This is a genomic window from Hymenobacter perfusus (assembly GCF_003944765.1).
Lineage (GTDB): Bacteria > Bacteroidota > Bacteroidia > Cytophagales > Hymenobacteraceae > Hymenobacter > Hymenobacter perfusus.
On the sequence record NZ_RWIU01000007.1, the window covers coordinates 190,624 to 211,698 of the forward strand.

Annotated in this window: 21 protein-coding genes and 1 pseudogene; 10 read left to right on the forward strand and 12 right to left on the reverse strand. The window is 60.9% G+C overall.

Features of this window, described 5'->3' with window-relative positions; genetic code table 11:
* Window positions 1-93 precede the first annotated feature (93 nt).
* Together EI293_RS18565 and EI293_RS18570 are read left to right on the forward strand one after the other, a co-directional pair.
* A complete protein-coding gene (locus EI293_RS18565) occupies window positions 94-1,014 on the forward strand; it encodes an AraC family transcriptional regulator (protein WP_125440046.1) in 921 nt (306 codons plus the stop codon).
* Between the two features lie 382 nt (window positions 1,015-1,396).
* The gene (locus tag EI293_RS18570) at window positions 1,397-2,629 is read left to right on the forward strand and encodes an MFS transporter (protein WP_246010730.1); all 1,233 of its coding nucleotides are present in this window, start codon (window positions 1,397-1,399) and stop codon (window positions 2,627-2,629) included.
* 101 nt (window positions 2,630-2,730) lie between these two features.
* Here the strand turns inward: EI293_RS18570 and EI293_RS18575 are convergent, their stop codons facing one another.
* From EI293_RS18575 to EI293_RS18595, 5 genes are all read right to left on the reverse strand, one after another.
* Window positions 2,731-3,066: a DUF7668 domain-containing protein gene (locus EI293_RS18575; protein WP_125440047.1), complete on the reverse strand. Its 336-nt coding sequence runs from the start codon at window positions 3,064-3,066 to the stop codon at window positions 2,731-2,733.
* Window positions 3,067-3,083: 17 nt separating this feature from the next.
* A complete protein-coding gene (gene rfbD, locus EI293_RS18580; RefSeq protein ID WP_125440048.1) occupies window positions 3,084-3,944 on the reverse strand; it encodes a dTDP-4-dehydrorhamnose reductase in 861 nt (286 codons plus the stop codon).
* A gap of 94 nt (window positions 3,945-4,038) precedes the next feature.
* Window positions 4,039-4,980, reverse strand: a complete 942-nt coding sequence (locus EI293_RS18585; RefSeq protein WP_125440049.1) for a TIGR03915 family putative DNA repair protein — start codon at window positions 4,978-4,980, stop codon at window positions 4,039-4,041.
* Window positions 4,981-5,233: 253 nt separating this feature from the next.
* On the reverse strand, window positions 5,234-5,419 hold the full coding sequence (locus EI293_RS18590; RefSeq protein ID WP_125440050.1) for a hypothetical protein: 186 nt from the start codon (window positions 5,417-5,419) through the stop codon (window positions 5,234-5,236).
* Window positions 5,420-5,509: 90 nt separating this feature from the next.
* The gene (locus EI293_RS18595; protein WP_125440051.1) at window positions 5,510-6,778 is read right to left on the reverse strand and encodes a putative DNA modification/repair radical SAM protein; all 1,269 of its coding nucleotides are present in this window, start codon (window positions 6,776-6,778) and stop codon (window positions 5,510-5,512) included.
* Window positions 6,779-7,024: 246 nt separating this feature from the next.
* Here EI293_RS18595 and EI293_RS18600 point away from each other — a divergent pair, with 246 nt between their 5' ends.
* The 8 genes from EI293_RS18600 (at window position 7,025) to EI293_RS18635 (ending at window position 15,238) form a co-directional block, all read left to right on the forward strand.
* Entirely contained in the window at window positions 7,025-8,929 is a 1,905-nt protein-coding gene (locus EI293_RS18600) for a BamA/TamA family outer membrane protein (RefSeq protein WP_125440052.1), read from the forward strand.
* A gap of 355 nt (window positions 8,930-9,284) precedes the next feature.
* Window positions 9,285-9,830 (forward strand): hypothetical protein, encoded by a 546-nt coding sequence (locus tag EI293_RS18605; protein WP_125440053.1) that lies wholly within the window; start codon window positions 9,285-9,287, stop codon window positions 9,828-9,830.
* A gap of 22 nt (window positions 9,831-9,852) precedes the next feature.
* A complete protein-coding gene (locus tag EI293_RS18610) occupies window positions 9,853-10,344 on the forward strand; it encodes a hypothetical protein (protein ID WP_125440054.1) in 492 nt (163 codons plus the stop codon).
* A 41-nt stretch (window positions 10,345-10,385) separates the two neighbouring features.
* Window positions 10,386-10,883: a hypothetical protein gene (locus EI293_RS18615; RefSeq protein WP_125440055.1), complete on the forward strand. Its 498-nt coding sequence runs from the start codon at window positions 10,386-10,388 to the stop codon at window positions 10,881-10,883.
* A gap of 450 nt (window positions 10,884-11,333) precedes the next feature.
* Window positions 11,334-12,173, forward strand: coding sequence for a CvfB family protein (locus tag EI293_RS18620; protein WP_125440056.1), 840 nt, complete (start codon window positions 11,334-11,336; stop codon window positions 12,171-12,173).
* A gap of 286 nt (window positions 12,174-12,459) precedes the next feature.
* Window positions 12,460-13,128, forward strand: coding sequence for an NAD-dependent epimerase/dehydratase family protein (locus EI293_RS18625; RefSeq protein WP_125440057.1), 669 nt, complete (start codon window positions 12,460-12,462; stop codon window positions 13,126-13,128).
* A gap of 58 nt (window positions 13,129-13,186) precedes the next feature.
* Window positions 13,187-13,753, forward strand: a complete 567-nt coding sequence (locus EI293_RS18630; protein WP_125440058.1) for a hypothetical protein — start codon at window positions 13,187-13,189, stop codon at window positions 13,751-13,753.
* A 177-nt stretch (window positions 13,754-13,930) separates the two neighbouring features.
* On the forward strand, window positions 13,931-15,238 hold the full coding sequence (locus EI293_RS18635) for a T9SS type A sorting domain-containing protein (protein WP_170170440.1): 1,308 nt from the start codon (window positions 13,931-13,933) through the stop codon (window positions 15,236-15,238).
* Window positions 15,239-15,353: 115 nt separating this feature from the next.
* Here the strand turns inward: EI293_RS18635 and EI293_RS18640 are convergent, their stop codons facing one another.
* The 7 genes and pseudogenes from EI293_RS18640 to EI293_RS18670 all read right to left on the reverse strand — a co-directional run bounded on the left by EI293_RS18640 (window position 15,354) and on the right by EI293_RS18670 (window position 20,982).
* On the reverse strand, window positions 15,354-15,620 hold the full coding sequence (locus EI293_RS18640; protein ID WP_125440060.1) for a hypothetical protein: 267 nt from the start codon (window positions 15,618-15,620) through the stop codon (window positions 15,354-15,356).
* 187 nt (window positions 15,621-15,807) lie between these two features.
* Window positions 15,808-16,467 (reverse strand): OmpH family outer membrane protein, encoded by a 660-nt coding sequence (locus EI293_RS18645; protein ID WP_125440061.1) that lies wholly within the window; start codon window positions 16,465-16,467, stop codon window positions 15,808-15,810.
* Between the two features lie 527 nt (window positions 16,468-16,994).
* Window positions 16,995-17,450, reverse strand: a pseudogene (locus tag EI293_RS22740) (succinylglutamate desuccinylase/aspartoacylase family protein); the annotation flags it as partial.
* 438 nt (window positions 17,451-17,888) lie between these two features.
* Window positions 17,889-18,818, reverse strand: a complete 930-nt coding sequence (gene rimK, locus EI293_RS18655) for a 30S ribosomal protein S6--L-glutamate ligase (protein WP_125440062.1) — start codon at window positions 18,816-18,818, stop codon at window positions 17,889-17,891.
* A gap of 78 nt (window positions 18,819-18,896) precedes the next feature.
* On the reverse strand, window positions 18,897-19,358 hold the full coding sequence (locus EI293_RS18660; RefSeq protein WP_125440063.1) for an ATP-dependent zinc protease family protein: 462 nt from the start codon (window positions 19,356-19,358) through the stop codon (window positions 18,897-18,899).
* A 119-nt stretch (window positions 19,359-19,477) separates the two neighbouring features.
* Complete coding sequence (locus EI293_RS18665; RefSeq protein WP_125440064.1) at window positions 19,478-20,599, reverse strand: PQQ-dependent sugar dehydrogenase; 1,122 nt, start codon at window positions 20,597-20,599, stop codon at window positions 19,478-19,480.
* A 95-nt stretch (window positions 20,600-20,694) separates the two neighbouring features.
* Window positions 20,695-20,982 (reverse strand): 2TM domain-containing protein, encoded by a 288-nt coding sequence (locus EI293_RS18670; RefSeq protein ID WP_125440065.1) that lies wholly within the window; start codon window positions 20,980-20,982, stop codon window positions 20,695-20,697.
* Window positions 20,983-21,075: the final 93 nt, after the last annotated feature.

Below are 21,075 nucleotides of genomic sequence, written 5' to 3' on the forward strand. Positions count from 1 at the left end.
GGTTGAATTTTCCTCCGCCGGTTTTTAGCTTTAGCTGTTCCTCCCACCCGTCGGCGGCCCTTGCGGGCACCGGCGCCACGTGCTTCTCCGCTTATGCCGCATCTGCCCGCTCCCGTTGCCCTGCGCCCGCCTCAACAGCTGACCACGCTGGTCGAAAACCGCACGGTGTACGCCCTGGATGCCTTTGAGCTGAACGTGTTCGAAACCCACCAGACCGCCCACCAGGTACCGCTGAATATGGGCCATGTGGTGCTTACCACCATGCTGCGGGGCAAAAAAGTGATGCACCTGTCCGGGCAGCCAGCCTTCGAGTATCTGCCCGGCGAGTCGGTGATTGTGGGCGAAAACGAAACCATGGTCATCGACTTCCCCGAGGCCGACGAGCAGCACCCGACCCAGTGCCTGGCCGTGGCCATCCCCACCGATACCATCCGCCAGACCGTGGATTTGCTCAACGAGGAGCAGCCTCGCGCCGAAGCCCACCTGCCCTGGCATCTCGATACCCTCGACCACGCCCACTTCCAGAACACGCCCGAACTCACCAGCACCCTGGAGCGCCTCGTGCAGCTCTCCCGCGACACCGGCCGGGTGAAAGACGTATTGGCCGGCTTCACCATTCAGGAAATGCTGGTGCGCCTGATGCAGACCCAGGCCCGGCAGCTGCTGTTCCACAATTACCAGCAGCACGCCACTTCGCACCGCTTTGCGGCGGTGGTGCAGTACATCAAGCAGCACCTCACCGAGCAGATTACCGTGGAGAAGCTCTCGGAGCTAGCCTGTATGAGCAAAGCCACGTTCTTCCGCGTATTCAAGCGCGAGCTGGGCCTGACGCCCGTAGAATTCATCATTCAGGAGCGCATTGCCGAAGCCAAGCGCCTGCTGCGCAACCCCCTCAGCAAAGTAGCCGACGTCTGCTTCCGGGCCGGCTTCAACAACACGGCGTACTTCCAGAAGCTCTTTAAGCAATACGAAGGCGTGACCCCCGGCATGTACAAACGGCAGCTGCTGGGGTAGTCTGGGGCTACTCTGGGGTGTGAGGGTATGAGGGTATGAGGGTATGAGAGTGCAAAAGAGCATCATGCTTCATCTGGCGTCCGCGAAGCCGGAGCATCTCTACCGCTGGCTAATCATTCACAATGGCTTCCTGAACGATGTAAAGACGCGACACTTCGCGTCTCTACATCCCACGCACACCGCTTGAGGAACCGTTCTGGCATTACAACGAAGCGGTAGAGATGCTTCGGCTGCGCGGACGCCAGATGAAGAACGAAGCTCTTCATTGCATCACCACTTTAAACGACTCACTCACTACCGGCGTAACCTTCTGGCGGGTTTATCGGTTTCTGCTGTTCGTACTTCATGCCGCCGCACGTTTTGTCCGGCGGCTTTTGCTTTCATGAGAGAATTGAGTGGAGGGGCGCAGCCGGTAGCTGCGGCACCTAAAGTCCCGGCCCGCATGGCCCCCGGGCTGGTGTGGCTGATGGCCGTAACCTGCGGGTTGGTGGTGGCCAACATTTATTACAACCAGCCGCTGCTGGCCGAAATCGGGCGCACGTTTGGGCTGTCGGAAAGCCGGGCCAGTCTGGTAGCTACCGTTACGCAGGTGGGCTATACGCTAGGCCTGCTGCTGGTGGTGCCGCTGGGCGACAAGCGGGAACGAAAAAGCCTCACCCTGGGGCTATTGCTGTGCTCGGCCGCGTGCCTGGGCGGGGCTGCGCTGGCTCCTTCTTTCGGGATGCTGGCGGCGGCCAGCCTGCTCATCGGGCTGTTTTCGGCGGTGCCGCAGCTGCTCATTCCCATGGCCGCCTCTTTGGCCGGCGACGAAGAACGGGGCCAGGTAGTGGGCAAGGTGATGAGCGGCCTGCTGATTGGCGTGCTACTATCCCGTACCATCAGCGGCTACGTGGGGTCACAGTTCGGGTGGCGCACCATGTTCTGGGTGGGCGCGGGCGTGATGGTGGTACTCACCGCCGTACTGGCCCGGATGCTGCCACGCAACCAGCCGCAGTACGCGGGCAGCTACGGCAGCCTGCTCCGCTCGTTGGGCACGCTGGTGCGGGAGCTGCCGGTGCTGCGCCGCTCGGCCCTGGTGGGGGCGTGCATGTTCGGGGGCTTCAGCGCGTTCTGGACCACGCTGGTGTTCTTCCTGGAAAGCCCCGCCTACCGTTACGGAGCCGAAGTGGCCGGTTTGTTCGGCCTCATTGGGGCCACAGGGGCCTTTGCCGCGTCCTTCGCCGGCAAATCAGCCGACCGGAAGGGGGCCGATTACGCCCTGAACCTGGGGATTCTGCTGTTCCTGGGGGCCTACGTGCTGCTGGGTTTCGGCGGCACTTATTTGCTGGGGCTCATTGCCGGGGTGGTGGTGCTGGATGTGGGCCAGCAGATGACCCACATTTCCAACCAGACGCGCATTTTCAGCCTCCGCCCTGAAGCCCGCAGCCGCCTGAACACCGTGTACATGACGGCCTGCTTTATCGGGGCCTCCGCCGGCTCCTTCCTCGGCGGCCTCGCCTGGGACCATTTCCAGTGGACCGGCGTCTGCGCCGTGGGCTTGGGTCTGGTGGCGCTGGCGTATCTGGCGAATCGGTTTTATGGGCGGCAGAGAGATAATACGATAATAGGCGAGTGAGCATTCAGATAGATACATCACATCTGTATCTATCTGAATGCTCACACTATTCATAGTTCTGCACAAGTGGTCCTATTCAATAAAAATATCACAAGTACTGCTTAAGTACCATATATATTCCAGAAGCTATAATGCAATTCATTATCAGACCAAATAGCATCGATGGTAATGATCAAATCACTTTGCTCTTGGTCAATCCAAAGAAAGAATTCCAACATATAACCACTCCCGTTATCGTACTTATATACATCTAATGTTTCGTAAGCAGAAATAGGTGGAGCTGTCAGGCAGCCGGGAAATAAACGAATTGCCTCTTCAATATCTACTGCCTGCAATCGGTCCTTGTGGAAACTCTGTTCGATAACAGCCTGGTAGTTTTCCGCTAACAGTAGATCAACAAAGCGTTTAACAGGAAACGTAAAATCAATTGGCTGCATCTGTCCAAAAGACCGTTCTACTCCGCCAGCCGCCCCATGCACACTTTCAGGCTTTCACGCCAGTGTGGAATGGCGAGACCCAGGGCGGTTTTGGCTTTGGTTTTGTCCATCACCGAGAAGGTGGGGCGGGTGGCTTTGGTGGGGTATTCGGCGGTGCGGATGGGCACCGTGCGGGTGGGCAGGCCGCCCAGCTCGAAAATGGTCACCGCAAAATCGTACCAGGAGGTCACGCCCTCGTTGCTGTAGTGGTAGATGCCGTATTCGGTGCTGCCCGTCTGGATGATGTGCAGCAGCGCCCCGGCCAGATCAATGGCATAGGTGGGCGTGCCCAGCTGGTCCCAGATGACGCGCATTTCCTCCCGCTCCTTGCCGAAGCGCAGCATCGTTTTCACGAAGTTGTTGGCGTACTCAGAGTAAAGCCAGCTGGTGCGCAGAATGAAATACTGGCTGGTGTGCGGCGGAATTACCTGCTCGCCTTCCAGCTTGGTGAGGCCGTACACGCTGATGGGCTCGGCCGCGTCAGTTTCGGTGAGCGGCTGGTTGCCGGTACCGGCAAACACGAAATCGGTGGATACGTGCAGCAGCGTGGTGTTGAACTCGCCGCAGAGGCGGGCCAGGTTTTCCACGCCGTCCCGGTTCACCTTGCGGGCAATATCTACCTCGTCCTCGGCCTTGTCCACGGCCGTGTAGGCGGCGCAGTTGATGATGTAGGCCGGCTGGTACTCGGCAAAAACCGCCCGCAGCGTCTCAGTATTGAGGATGTTGGCCTGCTGCTCGGGCAGAAACACGATGTCGGTGATACCGCGCTGCTGCGCTACCTGTTGCAGGCACTGGCCCAACTGGCCGCTACCACCGAAAACAAGAATGCTCGAACTCATACAGTGAGGAATAAGGCGTTTGCCATCCTGGGCAAGCTCAGAATGACAGATCAAGGACAATACGGCCGCAAATTACGGCTTTCCTGCCTCCCTCCTACTGCGTTTCGGCTGAAGTTGCCCCCAGCGCGGGGCCGCCGGGCTGCACGGGGCGCTTGTTCTGGATGGGCTGGAAAGGTTGGACGCGGGGCTGTTTTTCGCTCAGGTACTTCCAGTAGCGCAACGGCATGTGGCGGCGGTGCAGCTTCAGGTTTTTGCGCTCCGGAATGTTCACGTGGTCGAAATACGCTTGCCAGAGCACCTGAAACAGCGGCTCCCGCTCATCCAGCACCGTGGCCGAAACTGCCGTGCTGCGCTGGGGCGTAGTATCGGCGTCAAACTGCACGATGTCGGTGCGGTGCAAATCGTAGTAGAGGCCATAGTGGCGGCGCCGGTCATATATCAGCCAGCGCTGGTCGGCGTAGCGCTTGGTGAAATGGGCGGCAATAAGCGGCAGCACGTCGAAATCCGGCTCGATGGTGGCATGAAACAGGCCATCCTGGGTTTTCTCGAAGCGCACGAAGGCTTCCATGCGGTGCTTCTCGCGGTACATCTGCTGGGCCAGGCGCTGCACCCGGCGCACGTTGTCATCGGCATAGTGCTCCGAAATGTCGCGGCCAGCGCGCATGGACAGGTCGGCGTAGCGGAAAATGATCAGTTCCCGGTCGGGCTGCTCGCTCAGAAACGTGTGAAATAGCCGGGTGCGCGCGTCCTTGTCCATGTACTGCAACAGGCCCTTCCACACCCGGGCGGCCGTGGCCTCGTCGGTGCTGATTTCCACCGGCTGGGCAAACAAGCCGCCCTGCACTGCGCCCAGCGGCTGGATGCTGTTAGGAGCCGCCTTTCGGTCGTACACCGCAAACAGCACCGTCAACAGCCCTTCGAAGGTCCCGTCGTAGGCATAATCGAGGGGCTGATTGGTGAGTTGAGGGACCGGGCGGCGGGCGGCCGGGGTACCAGTAGCCGGTGAGGCTGACGCGGAAAAACGGGATACGGCCATGCGTAAAACTATTTTGCGAAGAACCCCTGCAACGTCATTCCGAGCTTGCCGAGGAATGACGCATACTGGCGTTACCAAACTCTTCCAACGACCATGACTCCAGAGCTTCGGAGCGTAAAGCCGGGGCTAGTGAAACACGGTCAGCCGCGTGAGGTAGCTCCTCTCGTCGGGCTACTGTTCCGAGGTTTGGTTACCACTACAACATCAGCACGCGAGATTCCTCGGCAAGCTCGGAATGACGTGCTGCTATGTTTCAGGCAGCTTCCGATGCCTGGGCCGCTTTGCTTACCGACCGGCGCGCCACCTCCCGGTGCATCTGCTGAACCATTGGCAACAGGTCGGACAGCTTGCAGCAGCAGGCCACACGAGCAACTTTCAGGGGCGACGGATGGGAAACGGCGGCGGAAGAAGCCGACGCGGCGGCAGCGCGATGGGACACGGTCATGGCGGGTTAGTTCTTGGTTTTTGGTTGGTGGTTTTTTGTTATGGGTTCGGCTTGCTACCAAGAACCACTAACCAAAAACCAGTTTCAGGAGGCTTGAGCAAAAAGATCTAACTGTTGGGTAACCAAAGCGGAGCGGACGGAACCGGCCCCGAACAGAATCTGGCGGCGGATGGTCTGCTCATCGTAGTCGCGCTTCTCCAGGGCCTGGCCGCGGCAGGTGAGGAAAAACTTGGCCCGCTTGAGTACCACCCCGAACTTGTGCAGATGGTCGAGGTTGAGCGGCCCGAAGCGGCGGGCGGCCACGATGCGCTTAGCCGAACGTGCGCCCACGCCGGGAATGCGCAGAATCATCTCGTAATCGGCCACGTTGACATCTACCGGGAAGACGTGGCGGTTGCGCAGCGCCCAGGCCAGCTTGGGGTCAATTTCGAGGTCGAGGAAGGGGTGCGCGGGGTCCAGGATTTCATCGGCCTGGAAGCCGTAGAAACGCATCAGCCAGTCGGTCTGGTAGAGGCGGTGCTCCCGGATGAGGGGCGGCTGCGTGACCTGGGGCAGGCGGGCGTCGTCGGTAATAGGGATGTAGCCGGAGTAGTACACCCGCTTGAGGCCGTAGCCTTTATACAAGGAGTCGCTCAGGTTGATAATTTGCAGGTCGTTTTCCTGGGAAGCGCCCACGATGAGCTGGGTGCTTTGGCCGGCGGTGGCAAACTGCGGTACTTTCTTAAACAGCGCCTTTTCTTCCTTATTCTGAATAATGCCGTCCCGGATCTGGGCCATCGGGGTCAGAATCTCCTCGTAATTTTTCTCGGGCGCCAGGTTTTGCAGCGCCATTTCCGAGGGCAGCTCGATGTTCACGCTCAGACGGTCGGCGTACAGGCCGGCTTCCTGAATCAGCTCCTCCGAGGCACCCGGAATGGCCTTCACGTGAATATAACCGTTGAAGCGGTGCTCAGTGCGCAGCTTTTTCACGATGCGCACCAGCCGCTCCATGGTGTAGTCGGGCGAGGAGAAAATGCCGCTGCTCAGAAACAGCCCCTCGATGTAGTTGCGGCGGTAAAAGTTCATGGTCAGGTCCACCACCTCATCCACGGTGAAGGCGGCGCGCTTCACGTCGTTGCTGCGGCGCGAAACACAGTAGGCACAGTCGAAAATGCAGTGGTTGGTGAGCAGGATCTTGAGCAACGATACGCAACGGCCATCCTCGGTGTAGCTGTGGCAGATGCCCATGCCCTCGGCGTTGCCCAGGCCTTTACCCTCGTTTTTGCGCTTACCGCCGCTGCTGGAGCACGATACATCGTACTTCGCGGCATCTGCCAAAATACTTAGCTTCTCCTGGATGCGCTGGTCGTTCATATGCGGCTTTCTCGGCTTAAAAATAGAAGCTTACACTTCAAAAGACAACAGATTATAAGACTAATTTTTTTAGAATTGTTCCCGCGTGGCAACTTATAATCGGTGGTTTGCAGCCGGGGCATTGCTAACGGAACAGGATACCGTACCCGGCGCACCAACCGAATCAGACCACGAGCGGGAACCCAATGGAAACCAGCAAATGCTCCCGCTGCGTTGTAACTTGCCTGCCTTGGCCGGTCTGTTCGTATGAAGTATCTGTGGTGGTTTGGCGGATTGCTGTGGTGGTTGAGCGGCGTGGCCCCGGCCACCGCCCAGACCCCGCGCGCTTCCCTGCCCGATACCGTCCGCACGGCCGGGGTCCGGCCCGATTCCCTGCGCCGCCGCTTCGATCAGGAGCGGATGCTGAAAGGGTTGAAGGCGTACACCAAGCGCAAAACCATTGCCGGCAAGGCCGCCTCGGCCCTGTTCAACTTCACGGAGCGGCGCGAGGACCAGGCCGGCCTGGATGCCACGCTGCTGGACCGGCAGTTCGACCGCCACAACTACAAAATCGTGCGGCGCATCAACATCCGGACGCTGGATGCGTTTGGGTTCAGCATTTCCGACTCGATGCGGGTGCCGCGCAATATTCTGGAGAAGGCCGGCAACACGTTTCACCTCAAGACCACCAAGGCCCGGGTGCGGCAGGTGCTGCTGTTTGAGGAAGGCGAGGAGCTGGAGCCGCAGGCGTTGGCCGAATCGGAGCGGCTGCTGCGCCAGACGGCGGAGCTGCTGGATGCGCGTGTGTTCGTGAATGAGCGCACCAGTACCCCCGACAGCGTGGACGTGCAGGTGATTACCAAGGATATTTTCAGCATCAGCGGCTCGTTTCAGCTGCGCGACGTGCAGGCGGGCGTAATCGGGCTGCGCGACGTGAACTTCCTGGGCCTGGGTCATCAGCTGCGCAACCGCCTGGAGTACGGCCGCCGCGACGAAGGCCCCGGGGCCCGGCCCTTCCGCTACGACGGCAGCTACCTGGTGCCGTTCCGCAGCTTTTTCTACGGGCAGGCCCGCTACCGGGAGGAAACCCGCAACCGGGAAGCCAACGTGCGCCTGAGCCGCGACTTTTACTCCATCAACACCCGCTACGCCGGGGCCCTGAGCTACGATTACGCGGACCGGCTGGTGGCTATTGCGGGCAGCGGCGGCGCGGAAGACCCGTATATTTTCCGCGACCTGCGCTACAACGTGCAGGATGCCTGGCTGGGCCGCGCTTTGCGCCCCAAAAGCTACGACCTGGGCTACGAAAGCCCCGGTCGCATGATTGTTGCGGGCCGCGTCATCCGGACCAGCTACGACCGGAAGCCCACTACCGACTACCAGAACGCCAGCCTGCTGCTGGGCACTTTCGGGTACAGCGTGCGGCGGTATTATAAGGATAAGTACCTGTTCGGCTTCGGGCGCACCGAGGACATTCCGACGGGCACGCTGGCCAGCCTCACTACCGGCTACGAGTTCAACGAGCTGGAAAACCGCCGGTACTACGGACTGCGGCTGGCCTACGCCGGCTACCACCCCCAGCGCGGCTACCTGTACCTGAACGGCGAGTTCGGCTCCTACCTGCGCGGGCGCGGCAACGACTGGCAGCAGGGCTTGGTGAGCGGGGAAGTGCTCTACTTCACGCGCCTTTACCACACCGGCAACTACCAGTGGCGGCATTTTCTGTGGCAGCGCAACAACCTGGGCCTCAACCGCCGGCCCGGCGAGCAGCCGCTGGGCATTGAGGGCGAGCGGGGCCTGCGCGGCTTCCAGCCCAACGGCCTGCTCACGGGCACCAGCCGCGTGACGCTCAACTACGAGGCTACCGTGTTTACACCCGTCTCGTTTCTGGGCTTCCGGATGGCGGCCGTGGCCTTTGCCGATGTAGCCTGGCTGAATGCTCGCACCCTCAACCGCGTGCTGCCCTTCCACGAGGCGCCGTACACCGGCTTCGGCCTAGGCCTGCGCTTCCGCAACGAATACGCCGCCCTGCGCACCTTCCAGATTACCTTCGGCTTCTACCCGCGCGGCATGACCTCACCCAACGGCATCCGCATCTTCGAAAACTCCCGCGCCTACTACGACTTCTCCGATTTCAGCTTCGGCCAGCCGGGGATTATTCAGTATCGGTAGGGTTATAAGCCTGAGCCGCCCAGAAAGTCGGAAAAAGCCGCCCCGGCAGTGGCCTTACGCGCCTGCCTGCTGCATTTTATTACCTTTCCCTACTTGATTCCAATGAATTCCAGCGTCCGATTTTCGCGAATGTTGGTTTGAGCGGACGACTTGTTTTTTAACTTGTTCTGCGTATTCTTACCGCAGTTATTGCTACCGCCCGCATTTATCCAGTATCGCGCCGGGCACTTCCTACCCACACCGCTTGCTCTTATTACGCCTCAGATTCCACCGCTTTTTAAGCGTAGGGGCTGCTGCGTGGTCGGAGCTTTTTTTATGCGCCGCTTTTTCCTCTCCTACCATTTCCCCTACCCCCATGAAAGCCTCCTCCATTCCCTGGCTGCTGCTGCTCACGCTGGCCGCCTGCAAGAAAGAAACCGAGCTGGACAAGCTGCCTGATGCCACCCAGAAAGGCAAGAACACCGCCGGCTTCCTGCTCGATGGCAAAGCCTGGCTGCCGGAAGCGGGCAAGCTGCTTAGTAAAGGTGGTCCGGTGTCAGCTTCCTGGCAACGCACAGTGGTTGGTAGGTCGATGACCATAAGGTTCAGCCGTGATTCTGATTTGACCATAACTCAACTCTTCATACCCCATATCCAACGTAGCGGTGTCTTTGTGTGCAACCAACAAGTCAGCCCAATTCTTGGCTATCGGAATCCTACCTACGGTATGTTCGCCATGACGAAAAGCCTAACTATTCCTCGGCTTTTTTACACCGGCCCCACAGCGACGGGCAGCCTGACGGTGACCCGCTTTGACACGGTGGCGCGGGTAGTCAGTGGCACCTTCGACCTCACGGTGCAGGAGGAAACCAGCCCCCAAACCCACCAGCTTACCCAAGGCCGATTCGATTATACTTTTTAACGCTTTTTACGCTCTCCCTTTTATGGCTCACGTTTATCGCCTCTGGGTGCTGCTTTGCTGCGCCCTGTTACCCACCCTTGTGCGCGCCCAACAGCTACCCGCCCGCCCCCACTATACCGCCACCATCGATAGCCTGACGGCCGCCCTCGACAAAAGCGCCGTGCCCTCCGGCATCCTCTACGACCGGGTATTTCCGCTGGCCCGCCTCGATCAGTTCGGCCAGACAACTACCGACACTACGCGGTTCGAGCATTTTGTTCAAGCCCATCAGGAATTATGGTACGCCTCGTACCGAGCCGTAACCCTGGGCTCCGCCACCACGTTGCGGGCCCGCGCCGCCCAACACCGGCAGGCGGGCGTGGTACCCATCGGGGTGCTACACCACCGCTTCAACCTGCTCGATACGCTGGCCGTGCAACGCAATATGTTCAGCCAGCCCGACGGGGAAGAAGGTGCCCTCTTCGACGTAGCCGGCCGGGCGCAGTCGCCCTGTCTCACACGCAAAACAGTCTGATTTTCTTATTTCCCACCTTTTCCCCCAATTCTCTTCTACTTATGGCTACCGCCGACAACCTCCGCATCCAGCTCTCCGACGCCGAGCTGCAAAGCATTACCGCCGCCCTCGATGCCCTGGAGGCCGCTCTGGCCCCCGTGCTCATTACCCTCACCGCCCCCGACGTGAAGCGCCTGCCCAAGGCCAGCGACGCCTCTCTGCCCTTCATTCAGCAGGCCCTGGAACTGGCCGAGCAGCAGCCGCAGTTTGCCCCCGGCTACGTGGATATTGCCGGCCTGCGCCTCGATCTGGTGGCCTGGCAACAGCTGCAACGGGTGGCCCGCCGTCTCCAGCCCCTGCTCAGCGGCCTCACCAGCACCAACATCAAGCTGGGCAGCGAGGCCTACGTGACGGCCCTGGCCTTCTACAACTCGGTGCAGCACGCCGCCCGTCAGGGCGTGGCCGGTGCCCCCGATGCCCTAAACGTGCTCAAAACCCGCTTCGAGCAGAGCACCGTCCGCAAACCGGGTAAGCTTCCAATCCCAACCCCGAACTCGTAGCCACCCCGAAACCGCTTAGTGCGTGTTTGAGAAGTGAAAAGAACGTCATGCTTCGACAAGCTCAGCATGACGTTCTTTTCACTTCCCAAACACGCGTTTAGTCCCTTTCCTGCGGGGCCGGATGCCCGTCATCCGGCCCCGCGTTGCGTGTACCCGCCGCCGGGTAGAAATCATGGGACGCCGGATGATTTCTACCCGACCTCCCGTGATTTTCACTCGATGTAGCATGAAAATCATCCGACGTCCTGTGAATTCTACCCGGCGGCGCATGAAAAGCAGAGGAGGTCGGGTAAAAATCATCCGGCGTCCTGTGATTTTTACCCGACCTCCCGTGATTTTCATCCGGCCACGCGTGCCCGGTACCCGGCCGCGCCTGATTGCGTAGCTTTGCGGCCCGGCGGCGGCCCCGGCCGGCTGATTTCTGACGTTTTCCCTTTTTGCCCTTTTCCCATGAATCTTGGTGATTTCAACGAGCTGGAAGTAGCCCGCGAGGTAGATTTCGGGATGTACCTGACCTCCGACGACGGCGACCTGCTGCTGCCGCGCAAGTACATTGCCCCGGGTACCCGCGTGGGCGACGTGGTGCGCGTGTTCGTGTACCGCGACTCGGAGGACCGCCTGATTGCCACCAACCTGGAGCCCTTCGTGCTGGTGGGCCAGTTTGCCACCCTCACCGTGCGCGACGTATCCACCACCGGGGCCTTCCTCGACTGGGGCCTGGAAAAAGATCTGCTGTTGCCCTACCGCAACCAGCGCCGCAACCTACGCCCCGGCGAGCGGGTCACCATCTTCGCTTACCTCGATGAAACCTCCGACCGTATCGTGGCCTCGGCCAAGTGGGAGTGGTTCCTGAGCGACCAGCCCTTCCCCGGCAAAGCCGGCGACCCGGCCGAGCTGTTCGTGGCCGAGGAAACCGACCTGGGCTACAAAGTCATTGTCGATGGCTCGCACCAGGGCATCCTCTACCACAACGAGGTGTTCAAGCCGTTGCGCCTCGGTGATGTGCATTCCGGCTTCATCAAGCAGGTGCGCCCCGATGGCAAGCTGGACCTGAGCCTGCAGCGCCAGGGCTACGACGAGGCCCTGGCCGCCGCCGAAACCCTGCTCACCTTCCTGCGCCAGGCCCCCAACGGCCTGCTCCCCCTCGGCGACAAAAGTGAGCCCGACGACATTTACCGCCGCCTGGGCATGAGCAAGAAAGTCTTCAAAAAGGCCCTGGGCACCCTCTACAAGCAGGGGCTGGTGCAGCTCGCCACCGAGCACACCCAGCTGCTAAACGCCGCCGAGTAAAGGTAGAGACGCGACACTTCGCGTTTTGATGCGGCTGATGTTGTTTATCTGAACGGCTGGTATCTACTCAGACGGCGTGGCGGCTGTCATGCAACGTCAGCAACGACTTTTCAACGTCAGCACGCGCCGAGACGCGAAGTGTCGCGTCTTTACATCGGGTGAGCATCGTCGTGCAGGCAACGCTACGGCTGTGGGGTGCATCTGACTTTTCAATGGCCAACGCGTAAAGTGGGAAGTCTCCGCTTGCTGTTGTGCCCCAACCACCTCACCCGCTTACCGCCGCCCCATGTCCAAAACTGCCCTTATTGCCGGTGCCAGTGGCCTCATCGGCTCCCAGCTGCTGCCGCTGCTGCTGGCCTCCGACCGTTACGACCGGGTAATTGCCGTGGGCCGTCGCCCGGTGCCGCTGGTACACCCCAAGCTGGAGCAGCGCCTGCTCGATTTCGACCACCTGGAAGACCACCGCCTCCAACTCATTGCCGACGACGTGTTCTGCTGCCTGGGCACCACACTGCGGCAGGCCGGCTCCCGGGAGGCCTTTTATAAAGTCGATTACCTGTACGTGGTGAAGCTGGCGGCCCTTACGGCGGCCAATTTTGCCTCCCAGCTGCTGGTCGTCTCGTCCATGGGGGCCGATGCCGGTTCGCGCGTGTACTACAACCGCGTGAAGGGCGAGATGGAGGCAGCCGTGCGCCAGACGCCCTTCCGGGCCATCCACTTCTTCCGGCCTTCCCTGCTGCTGGGCGACCGGGCCGAAAAACGTTTTGGGGAGCAGCTGGGGGCCCTGGTGCTACGGGCGTTGCGGCCGGCCCTGCGCGGGCCGCTGCGGAAATACCGCGCCATTGAGGCCGCTACCGTCGCCCGTGCCATGCTCCACGCCGCCGAGGCCGAGGCCGCGGGCCTGCAGGCACATCCGTCGGATGCCGTGGCACGGCTGGGAACAAGGGGGCGGTAATATTGCCAGCAGGTTTGTACTTTTGCCGGAAATCGAGTTGTACCATTTCCTTTCCAGCATGAAGTATTTGTTTTTGGGGGCGGTGACTTTCGGGTTGCTGGCAGCCAGTGAAGGCGCGCAGGCCCAGAGTAAGAAGAAGGGCGGTTCCGGGGCCGGCTACACTACCGGCATTGGTTTGCGGGGCGGCGGCTGGTCGTCGGGCCTGACGGTAAAGCACTTCCTGAGCGGCAAGAACAACGTGGCCTTCGAGGGGCTGCTCACCCGCGAATATGCCGCCCGTGGAGGCCGCCTGACCTTATTACTGGAAAAGCATCTGCCGGTTTCCGACTTCAAAGGGCTGCAGTTTTACTACGGGGCCGGGGCCCACATCGGTTCCTACCAAGGCCGTTACTACTTTGAGGACGTCCGCTTCCGTCGCAAAAAAGACAAATACTACTACCGGCAGTACTGGTACGATGATGCCAACTACATTGTGGGCGGGGCCGACCTGATTCTGGGCCTGGAGTACAAAATGGAAGACCTGCCCTTTACTGTTGGCGTCGATTACAAGCCCTTCTTTGAAGTGTTTGATGGCTACACGGGCTTCTACAACGATGCGGCCGTAAGCCTGCGCTTCGCTTTTTAGGTTTCAGCTGACGCCTTTCGATCAGGCGTACTCAGAACCCGGCTCCGCTTTGGCGGGGCCGGGTTTTTATATGAATTTTCCGATACACAATATGCGCTCAATTCTGTATCTTCCCAGGTCGACTGGGATTCAGCCGACCCCGGCCTGCTCAAGGAGAAGCCCATGATACCGTTCCGTTTGCTTTTACTGCCGGGGTTGCTGGCGGTTGCAACTACTGCCACCGGCCAACTGCTGCCCAAAGCTCTTTCCCGCGCTGCGCACTATACCACTGCCAACGCAACGCCCACGCCACCGGCCCGCCAGACCACCGCCTACCGGCCCCGACAGGCAGTCAGTTACGGCTGGGACGCCGCCACCGCCGCCTGGAGCAACCCGCTCCTCGACCAGCTCACATATAATGCTCAGGGCCGCCCTACCGAAATCGTCACAGCCGATTCGGCTACTGCCACTGCCTTCCGGCGCGTGCAGTACGGCTATGATGCGCAAGGCAACCAGTTGGAGGAAACCACCCAGACCGGCAATGGCACGCCCTGGATTAATGAGTTTAGGTACGTGAGCACCTACGATACCCAAAACCAACTGACGGAAGAGCTTAGCCAGGGTTGGAATGGCAATGCCTGGCAAACCACCGATGGCTACCGCTACCTGAACACCTACGTCGGCACCTTGCTCACGGAGCAAACCGTGCAGGTCCTCAACGCCGGCAGCTACCAGAATGACGCCCGGTTCCGGTACGCGGCCAGCAACGGGCAGTGGTCGGAGGTGGTGGCCCAGCGCTGGGACGGCGCGGCCTGGGTGAATGAGGAGCGGCTAACCGAGCTGATCTGGCACGACTGGCCCGCCCGACAACCGGCCAGCTTTCGGGTACAGGCATGGCTCAGTAGTGGCCAGTGGGCCGATTTTCAGCGGCACACGCTCAGCTACGGCGCTACCGGCACCATAACGCAACTCATTGAAGAAGCGCAGCCCGCCGGCGCCTGGCAAAATTTCAGCCGCTACACTGAGCCTTATGATGTGCAGGGCAACGACCTGGGCTACCGGCAGGAGGACTGGCTCAATGGCGGCTGGGTGCTGACCAACGAGCTACGCGCCCAGTTGCGCTACGATGCCCAGAACCGCCTCACGCGCCGGACGGAGCAGCTGTATTCGCCCATTACCGCGCAATTTGTCAACCGTCAGCGCATCAACTACGGCAACTTTCAGGATATCATCACGGCCAGCCTGGCCCGCCAGTCGGCTGGGCCCCTTCACCTCTATCCTGTGCCAGCTACCGGGGTCCTGTACGTGGAAGCGGCCGATGTGCCCGGCACGTTAACCGGCCCGCTGGAAATCCGGACGCTAACCGGGCAGCTGGTGCAGCGCGCTCCGGCCACAACGCAGCGCGGTATCCTACGGATACCATTGCCTGTGCTGGCCTCCGGTATCTATCTGCTTTGCCTTCCCACCAATCGGGGCCGCGTGATACAGCGGTTCGTACGGGAGTAAAGCAATAACACGAAAGGCCCCGCAACGGATGTTACGAGGCCTTTTGCGTAGCCAAAGGTTGCTACCTCGAACGTAACAGACGCGGGTTACAACGTCCGCGTCACTGGATCAGTGGTTACCGGACGCGCACGTAGCGGTGGGGCCGGCCGCCATAGTACGGGCGCGGGGCCGGAGCCACGATAACCGGCCGGGGCCGCACGATAACGGCCGGGGCCGGGCGGTAATAGGCCCGGTGCGGCCGGTAATACGGCTGCGGCGGATACGGGCGCGGGCGCACCACCACCGCCGTGGCGGGCGTGGTGGCTACGCAGCCTGTCAGGAACGAGGCCGTGGTTATCAGCAAGGCGGCCACCAGGGCCGGTAGTTTCAGGAAGCTTTTCATAGTCGGAACGGATAAGGGCCAGTGCCTGGGTAGCACGGCCGGGTTGTGGGTTGGACGCCCGCCAACCGCCCAGGTTTAAAAGCCGCGCCGGGTCGCCTACTTTCAGCTGCTGGCTCGGCCCCAAAACAACGCCGGCCCGATTGAGTAAATCAATCGGGCCGGCGCGAGGAATGGAGTAGGCTAGACGCTATTTTTTTGCGCCCCGGTACTCGTCGTTGAGGTGTTTGAGCACCGCGTTGGTAATGTCGAGGTCTTTGCGGCCGTAAGCAATGGTGCCGCTGGGGGCGGCAATGAGGATGAGACGGTAGCCGTTGCTTTTGCCATACTTCTCAATCTGCTTATTGATGCGCTCCAGCACCTGCTGGGTCATTTTGGCTTCTTCTTCCTGAGCCTGACGCTGGAGTTTTTCCTGCTCCTGGGCTACTTGCGCCTGCCGCTGCTGCAGTTGCTGCTCGGTGGTGGCGCGCTGCTCCTGGGTCATGCCCTCGGCTTTCTGCTGGTACTGCTGCACAGCCGTCTGGAAGCCGCGCACCAGCGTCTGGTTCTGGGCTTCCCAACGGCGGGCTTTGCCCTCGAAGGCCTTGCGCGCATCCTTCATTCCCTGGTAGCCATCCAGCATCTTGCCCGATTCCACGTAGGCTACTTTGTCGGTGTCGGCTACGGCTACAATGTCCTCTGTTTCCTCTACTGGGGCGGTGGTGACGGTACCCGTGGAGTCGGTGGTTTGTACCACGGCTACCGGTTTACGGGAGGTAGTGGCGGGTTTGTTGGCGAAGTGCAGGTAGAACAACACGGCCACGGCCAGGCCCAGCACAACATTGAGGGCCAGTTGAAGAGAGTTTTTCATTCAAAAACAGAAATGGAGAGAAAGGGCCGACGGGCGGCCGGTCAAAGTACGGGAAAGTTGCGCAGATGCCGGAACCGTCCCCTTTTCTACCCAATCATTTCCTCCCCCGCTTCCTCATCTTCCTCAGTTTCCACTTCCGTGGGCTTGGTGGGCTTTTCGTCGAAGGGCACGCCCAGATCGGTGCGGCTCAGGGCCGAGTCAGTGCGGCCCACGTGGACCAGCGCGTCGCCCTGATTCACGACCGGCATGTGGTTGAGGCCGATGATGTAGCCCGCCACCGGTGACTCCAGCCGCACGGAATGCTCGCCATAAGGGTCGGCTACGGAACCAAACACCTCTCCTTTCTCGATGTACTGGCCCAGCTTCACGATGCTGCGAAACAGCCCCGCATACTTGGCCCGCAGCCAGGTAGAGCGCAGGCATACCACCGTGGGCCGGGTGGGCGCCGGAGCTTCGGGCAGCATGCCCAGATGGTGCAGCACTCGCAGCGTACCGGCAATGCCAACATCAATGCCTTCCTCATCCAGCCGCAGCGACTCACCGGTTTCGTACACGATGATGCGACGGCCTTCCTGCATGGCCGTTTCGCGCAGAGAGCCGGGCCGCAGGCCGGCGTGCAGCGTGAACGGGGCCGCAAACGCCGCCGCCAGCGCGTCGGTTTCCGCATCCTGGTGCAGCAGGCAGCGCAGTTGCGGCGTATTGGCCCGTACCGCGCCGCCCGTGTGAAAATCGATGCCATAGTCAATGAGGGGCATGATTTCGCGCATGAAGCGGGCGGCCACGCGGCTGGCCAACGAGCCGCGCGGGTTGCCGGGAAACGACCGATTTACATCCTTGCCATCGGGCACTTCCCGAGAGAAGTTCAGAAAACCGTAGATGTTGAGGATGGGAATGGCCAGAATGGTGCCGCGTAAGGGCCGTAGCATGTCGCGCCGGATCATGCGCCGGATAACCTCAATGCCGTTTACTTCGTCGCCGTGCATGCCGGCCAGCAGCAGCACCGTGGGGCCGGGCGCGTGGGAGCGGAATACGTGCACCGGAATATCGATGACCGTACCGGAGGGCAACCGGGAAATTACCAGCCGCGTGAGCACCTGCTCGCCGGGGGCGATGGTTAGGCCGTTCAGGCAAAGCAGATCAGAAGCAGCGGGGGTCAGCAAGGGCAGGCAGCAATTGTGGCCCTGCGCAGCGGGCCCGGTGGCAGAATGATACACAAGTGCGCGGCCCTTCGCTACAAGTCCACCCCATCCGGCACGCCCGTTTGGGAAGATACGTCGCTCGGCCGGCCGATGGTAGTCCCGGTCCGGTGGCTGACAACCGTTGGATCTGGTGCTGCCAACTGAGGTTGCTACGTTGTCGTTCGGACGGCCCGAACGATACCCGGTCCGACTGCTGGCAGCGGCCAAACCGGATGACGTAGGTTAGTCGGGTTGGGTATCGGGCGGCGTGGGGGTCACGGCTTGCTTGACCTTTTTCTTGAGGGCCAGCCCGGCGGTGTAATCAATGATTTTGCCGGCAATATCGAGGCCGGTGGCTTTTTCAATGCCTTCTAGGCCGGGCGAGGAGTTCACTTCCAGTACCAATGGGCCGCGCTTGCTCTGCAGCATATCCACGCCGGCAATGCCCAGGCCCAGGGCCTTGGTGGCCAGCAGAGCGGCGGCCTTTTCGGCGCGGGTGAGCTTCACCAGCGTGCCCGAGCCGCCCCGGTGCAGGTTCGAGCGGAACTCGCCTTCCTTGCCCTGTCGCTTCATGGCGCCCACTACCTCGCCGTTTACCACGAAGGCCCGCAGATCGGCGCCCTTGCTTTCGGCAATGAACTCCTGCACAATGATGCGGGCCTTGAGGTTGTGGAACGCCTCAATCACCGACTGGGCCGCCTTTTCCGACTCGGCCAGCACCACGCCCAGGCCCTGGGTACCTTCCAGCAGCTTGATGATAACGGGCGCCCCGCCCACCTGCTGGATCATCTCGGGTACCTCGTTGGAGTAGTTGGTGAAGGCAGTTTTGGGCATGCCCACGCCGGCCCGGGCCAGAATCTGCATGGAGCGGAGCTTGTCGCGGCTACGTACAATGGCCTGGCTTTCCACGGCCGTGCGCACCTTCATCATCTCAAACTGCCGCACCACGGCGCAGCCGTAAAACGTGACGGAAGCCCCGATGCGCGGAATAATGGCGTCGAAGCCTTCCAGCTGCTGGCCCTGATAAATGATACCCGGCTTGCCTTTTTCCAGCACTAGGTTGCAGTGCAAATGGTCCACCACCACGGCCTCGTGGCCGCGTTGCTCGGCGGCTTCCACCAGCCGCGTGGTGGAGTACAGCTTCGGCTCGCGCGACAGAATCGCCAATTTCATGGGAGGGTACTTAGGAGAGAAGAATAGGAGCAGAAGCGTGGCTCAAAGATAAGCGGCCCCGGTGGCACCCGGCGCGATTCAACGCGCCGCCAGCTGATTTTTATACGAAACATTACGCCTAGACACATCCACCACCAACCTAGCCTGCCGCAGTAACACCCGGCCCAGCAGCACCGGATAGCGCATATCGGACCGGTCGGAAAGGGAAAACTCGGTTTCGAAATCCTCCCCAAACAGCCGGATACCGGCCCGAATTACGTACCGCTCCTGCACCTCGCCGTTGGAGGAGCGGATGTCGCGCAGCGTGAACTCCGCGAACTGCATGGGCGAGCCGTCGAAGTTGGGGTGCGAGGGGTCGAGCAGCTGCACATGTAGCCGCTGCCGGCCTGCGGCATCGGTTTCTACGTGGATATTGGAGCAGTGAATGGCCCCGGTGTAGGCGCCGGTATCTACCTTGGCCTCCACTCCCCAGAGCTGAAACTGCGGAAAATCGACCAACTCCCGCCGTCCTACGGTGCGTTTCGGTGCGCGCTGTTTCATAGCAAAGGTGAAATGGTGAGATAGTGAAATGGTGAGTTTGCCGTACTACTAGCGCAATATGCACAGGCAGCGCTAACAGAACGACAAACTCACCATTTCACTATCTCATCACTTCACAGTTAGCCCTTGTAGCTGATGCGGTACACGGCGTCGTTCTGGTCGTCACTGACGAGTAGGGAGCCATCGGGGAGCACCAGCAGGCATACGGGGCGGCCCCAGGGCGTCTGGCCCTGCAGCCAGCCCTCGGCGAAGGTCTGGTAGCTGAGAGCCTGCTTACCGGTGGCATCGAGCTTCACTAGGCTGATGCGGTAGCCCACCTTGCTGCTACGGTTCCAGGAGCCATGTTCGGGAATGAGAATCTGGTTGCGGTAGGCCGCCGGAAACTGCTTGCCGGTGTAGAACTTCATGCCCAGAGCCGCCACGTGCGCGCCCAGCTTGCGGGCGGGCTTCACGTACGTATCCGCCGATTTGCCTTTGCCCAGCTCGGGGTCGGCCACGTCGCCGGCGAAGAAATACGGAAAGCCGAAGTGCTGGCCTGGGCCGGCGGCGCGGTTCAGCTCATCGGCGGGTAGGTTGTCGCCCAGTTGGTCGCGGCCGTTATCAGTAAACCAAAGGGCCTTATCCTGGGGGCTCCAGTCGAAGCCCACCGTGTTGCGCACCCCGTAGGCGAAGGTTTCGAGGCCGGAGCCGTCGGGGTTCATGCGGTTGATGGTGGCATAGATGGGCTCCTCGGGTAGGCAGGTGTTGCAGGGCGCGCCCACCGGCACGTAGAGCTTGCCATCGGGGCCGAAGGCAATGTAGCGGTAGCCGTGCCACTCCTTAGTGGGGAGTTTGCCATACACCACGGCCGGCTGCGGCTTCTGCTTCAGGCGCTGGGCAATATTGTCGTAGCGCAGAATCCGGTTGATTTCAGCCACGTAGAGGGCCCCGTTGCGTACGGCCACACCGTTAGGCGCGTTCAGGCCGGTGGCCACCGTCACCACTTCATCGGCGCGGCCGTCCTTGTTGCGGTCGGGCAGGGCGTACACTTTGTCGTCTTTAGTGCCCACGTACACGGTGCCATCGGGACCCACGGCCAGCTCCCGGGCGCTCTTCACGTTGCGGGCAAAGTAGCTGATGGTGAAGCCGGCAGGCAGCTTAATCTTGCTCAGATTTACGTCGGGAGCCGGGGCCGACTTCGGCTCGGGCACGAAGGCGGCCAGCGGAGCCAGCAGCAGCGGAAGGAGAAGGCGCGTGTTCATACTGCCACTAACCCGCCCCCGCCCCCGAAGGTTGCGTTCTTTCAGTTGCCAGTTGCGCGTTGTGAGTTATCAGACCTGTGCTGACAACTACCAACTCACAACTCATTCGCCCGCTGGCGGAGCAGTCGTTCATACTCGCGCTCCGAGAGGTTTGCTTTACCGAAGCCGCCGTACACGCCCACGCCGTTCATGAATACGCCGATTCCCCAGAACACCGTTGCCCACACGGGCCACGGAATACCGTTGGCACTGTGGCGGTCAGTGAGCAGCCAGATGGTCCAGAGCAGCGCATTCACGGCAAAGTAGGTGAACAGATGCGACTTGAATTTGGCGCGGGCTTTTGCAATGCGCCACAGTTGGGGGTCACGAGCCGGAGTTTCCATGATGCGGGAGCGTTTAGGTAGTAGGATGAAACAAACCTATGCTTTTCAGGAAGATACCAAAAACCCGGGTTACCCAAGCAGCCATTTCGCGTA